Below are 4533 nucleotides of genomic sequence, written 5' to 3' on the forward strand. Positions count from 1 at the left end.
GCCCTCGCCGCGGACGTAGCCGTCGGCCCGGGCGTCGAAGGCTTTGCAGCGGCCGTCGGGGCTGAGCATCTCGCCTTGGCTGAGTGCCTCGTAGAGGCCTGGTGCCAGGATCAGGCTCACTCCGCCGGCGATCGCCAGGTCGCAGGTGCCGTCGCGCAGTGCGGCGCAGGCCTGGTGGACGGCGGTGAGCGAGCCGGAGCAGGCGGTGTCCAGGGCGATGCTGGGGCCGCGCAGGTCCAGGAGGTAGGAGACCCGGTTGGGGATGATGGAGAGCGCGGCGCCGGTGAGGGTGTGGCCCTCGGTGGCGCGTCCGGCGGCCCGTTGTACCTCCAGGTAGTCGGAGTTGGTGACCGCGACGAACACTCCGACGCGTTTGCCGGCCAGTTCGGAGGGGCGGTAGCCGGCGTCCTCGATGGCTGACCAGACGACCTCCAGTGTCAGGCGTTGCTGGGGGTCCATGAGTTCGGCCTCGCGTGGGGAGATCCCGAAGAAGGCGGCGTCGAAGCGGTCGATGTCGGGGGCGAAGCCGCCCCAGCGGGAGCGTGAGCGTGGCTGGTCGCGCCAGTCCCAGCGGTCGGCGGGGATCTCGCTCACCAGGTCGTCGCCGGCGGCCAGGTGCTGCCAGAACTCCTTGAGGTCGGCGGAGCCCGGCAGTCGTCCGGCCATGCCGATCACGGCGATGTCCTCGGGGCGGCGCGGCCGTCCGGCGGGGGCCTGCTCCGGTACCGGGGCGGGGGCGGGAACGGCGGCCGGGGTTGTCTCCCCAGTGGCGGCGGTGGTGGCGGTGTTGCCGAAGTGGGTGGCCAGCTGGGCCTGGTGGTGCTCCCAGAGGTGTTCGGCCAGCGCGAGCAGGGTGCCGCGGCGGTAGAACAGCGTGGGGTAGACCTCGATGTCGTAGGCCTTGCGCAGCTCGGTACTGAGCGCGGTGAAGGTCACCGAGTTCATGCCGACCTCGCCGAGCGGGGTGCGCGCGCCGATCTCCTCGGCCCGGATCCCGGCCAACGTGGCCACCAGGGAGGCGAGTTCGGCCACCAGTGCCTCGACGCGGCCGGCCGGTGCGGCCACGGCCTCGGCGGCGGCCTGCGGCAGGTGGCCGGTGCCTGCGGCGCCGTAGGCGGCTCGCAGCTCGGCGGGTGACAGTCCAGCGAGCCTGACCCGGTCGATCTTCTCGTTGAGGGTGCGGGGGAAGCCGGTGACGTGGATCAGCGCGTCGGGCAGCATGTGTTCGGGCAGCCAGGTGGCCAGTTGCTCGCGGGTCGGGTCGGTGGCGCCCTCGGCGAGTACGTAGGCGGCCAGCAGCGAGTGGTTGCCGCCGCCCAGATCGCGGGCCACCACCACGGCTTCGCGCACGCCGGTAAGGCGGCGCAGGGTCGCCTCGATCTCCTCCAGCTCGACCCGGAAGCCGCGTACCTTGACCTGGGAGTCGATCCGGCCCAGGTACTCGATCCGTCCGTCGGCCAGCCGGCGCACCAGGTCGCCGGTGCGGTACATGCGCGCCTCGTCGGGGGCGGTGGAACCGGCCGCGTACGGGTCGGGCAGGAAGCGTTCGGCGGTCAGTTCGGGGCGGTTCAGGTAGCCGTCGGCCACGCCGTGGCCGCCGATGTAGAGCTCGCCGGGCACGCCGGTCGGTACCCGTCGGCGGGCGCTGTCGAGCACGTGCAGCGCGGTGTTGGCGATCGGGGTGCCGATGGTCACCCGCTCGCCGGGGACGAGGCGGCTGGCCGCCGACCAGATGGTGGTCTCGGTGGGTCCGTAGAGGTTCCACACCGCGCGGTTGCCGGCCAGCAGTGCCTGGGCGGTGTCGCCGGACAGTGCTTCGCCGCCGCACAGCACGGTCAGGTCGGGGCTGCCCTGCCAGCCGGCGGCCAGCAGCATGCTCCAGGCCGCCGGGGTGGCCTGGATCACGCTCGCGCCGGAGTTCTCGATCGCCGCCCGCAGCAGCAGGCCGTCGCGGGCGGTTTCGGTGGCCACCAGCTCGACGGTGCCGCCGCTGATCAGCGGCAGGTACAGCTCCAGGCCCGAGATGTCGAAGCAGACCGTGGTCAGCGCCAGCAGCGTGTCACCCGGCCCGAAGCCGGGCTCACGCGCCATCGACCAGCAGAAGTTGGTCAGCGCCCGGTGCGGGACCCGCACACCCTTGGGCCGGCCGGTGGAACCGGAGGTGTAGATGACGTAGGCGGTGTCCCCCGGTGCGGCCGGTCCGGGCGAGGGAGCCGCGGGCGGCTGGACGTCCGCCCGGTCCACCAGCAACCGGGGCACCGCGCCGTAACCGCCCTGGACGGTGGAGTGGGTGAGCATCAGGTGCAGCCCGGCGTCCTCGGCCATGTAGGCCAGGCGCTGCGCCGGGTAGGCCGGGTCGAGCGGGACGTAGGCGCCACCGGCGGCCTGCACCGCCAGCAACGCGACCGGCAGACCGGCATCACGCGGCAGCAGGACGCCCACCGTGCGGCCCCGGCCGACCCCGGCGGCCGTCAGGCGGGAGGCCAGCGCGGTGACCTGGTCGGCTAGTTGACGGTAGGTCAGTTCGGTGTTCTGGTAGCGGACGGCCACCGCGTCGGGGCGGGCCTGGGCCTGGCGGCGCACCAGCTCCCAGACCAGGGTCTCGGCCGGGTAGTCGGCGGCCGCGGGCGGGGCCAGCTGCTCGCGCTGCGCCGCGGTGAGCAGCTCCAGCTCGCCGACCGCCGTCCCAGGGGCCCGCACCGCGTCGGCGAGCAGGGTCGCGAAGTGGGTGCCGATCCGCTCCACGGTGGCGGCATCGAACAGCTCGGGGTCGTACTTCAGTGAGTAGCGGCAGCCCTCGGCCTGCTCGACCACCTCCAGGGTCAGATCGAACTCGCCCTCCTGATGGACCCCTTCCACCGGACCGAGCACCAGGGCCTGAGCCTGGTCCGCGGCCCGCGCGCCGCGGGTCCAGTTCTGGAAGTAGAAGGCCACGTTGAACGGGGCGCCCGCGGCCGCGGGGTCCTCGCGTCGCAGTTCCTCGGCGAGGGTGATCAGCGGGTAGGCGCTGTGCTCCAGCGCGCCCAGCGTGGTGCGGTGGACCCGGCGGACCAGCGCCCGGAAGGGCTCCTGGCCCTCGATCCGCTCGGCCAGCACCACCATGTTCATGAAGTAGCCGAGCACGTCCTCGAAGCCGCCGGCCGGGCGGCCCGCGGTCGGCGTGCCGACGGATATCTCGCCCTGGTCGCTGTAGCGGTGCAGCACCGCGAACCAGCCCGCCAGCAGGACACCGAAGAGCGAGACCTGCTCGGCCGACGCCAGCGCGCGGGCCCGCTCGGCCACCACCGCCGGCAGGTGGCCGTCCACACTGGCACCCCGGAAACCGGGCACCGCCGGACGCGGACGGTCCAACGGCAACGGAACGGTGGTCTGCCGGCCGCGCAGCCGCTCCACCCAGTACCCCCGCAGACGCTGCCCCTCGGCGCTCGCGAGCAGCTCACGCTGCCAGGTGGTGAACTCGGCGTAACTGCGCACGGGACGCTCCGCGGGCAGCAGCCGGCCCGCCCGGACGGTGCGGTAGCCGCGCTCCAGCTCCGCCAGCAGCAGGGCGATCGAGACACCGTCGAAGACCAGATGGTGGAAGGTGAGCAGCAGCGCCTGGCGGCCGTCACCCAGGGTGTAGAGGGTGGCGCGCAGCAGCGGACCGGCGGCCAGATCGAAGGTGCGGCGCAACTCGGTACGCATCCGCGTCAGCACCTCCTGCTCCGCCACCGTGGTCAGGAAGACCTGCTGGAAAGGCAGTTCGGGCTCGGCGGCGATCCGCACGAACGGCCCCTCCGGGCCGGAGCGCACGCTCGCACGCAGCTCCTCGTGCCGGTCGAGCAGGTCCTGCAGAACCACCCGCAGGGCCAGCACGTCCAGATCACGGTCGAGCCAGAGAGCCAGCGGCAAGTTGTAAGCGTAGTTACCAGGAGCGATCTGCTCGATCACCCACAACGCACGCTGACCCTCAGAGAGCTGATGGGTCATCAACTCAATCTCTTCGCGGGGACGAAGGACGAGTTCGGCCGCCACGGCGGCGGGAGCCACCGACGGGGCCGCTGCGGGCGCGGGTATCGCCTCGGACGCGGCGGGTGCGGCCTCAGGCGCGGCGGCGGGGATGGCGTCGGCCAGCCAGCCGGTGGCCAGGTGGACGGCCAGCTCGCGCAGCGTCGGACGCTCGAAGAAGTCGCCGAGCGGCACACTGACCCCGAAAGCCTCGTCCACCGCGGAGACGATCTTCATGCCGCTGAGCGAGTCGAAACCGTAATCGGCGAGCGGACGGTCGGGGTCGATCCGCTCCTCCAGCTTGAGGACCCGCTCCACCAGCACGCGCAACCTCTCACCAACCGCATCAGCGGCATCGGCGGCATCCGTCTGAGCGGCGGCGTCCGTGCGGGTGTCGGCGTCGGTGCTCTCGCCGGGCGCCTCGCCCGGCGCGGGGGCGAGGGTCGGGACCGCGTTGAGGACCACCCCGTCGCTCTCGGCGACCAGTACGGTCTGGCCCAGCTCGGCGCGGTCCGCGCCCAGCGCCCGGACCGGGGTGTAGCCCTC

Annotated in this window: 1 protein-coding gene; it reads right to left on the bottom strand. The window is 73.0% G+C overall.

What is annotated here, in order from left to right:
- Positions 1 to 4533, bottom strand: a 4533-nt coding sequence (locus ACFZB9_RS36785; protein ID WP_391454510.1) for an amino acid adenylation domain-containing protein, incomplete at both ends; no start/stop codon positions are given.

The sequence above is a fragment of the Kitasatospora sp. NPDC008050 genome (genome assembly GCF_042957465.1).
GTDB lineage: Bacteria > Actinomycetota > Actinomycetes > Streptomycetales > Streptomycetaceae > Kitasatospora.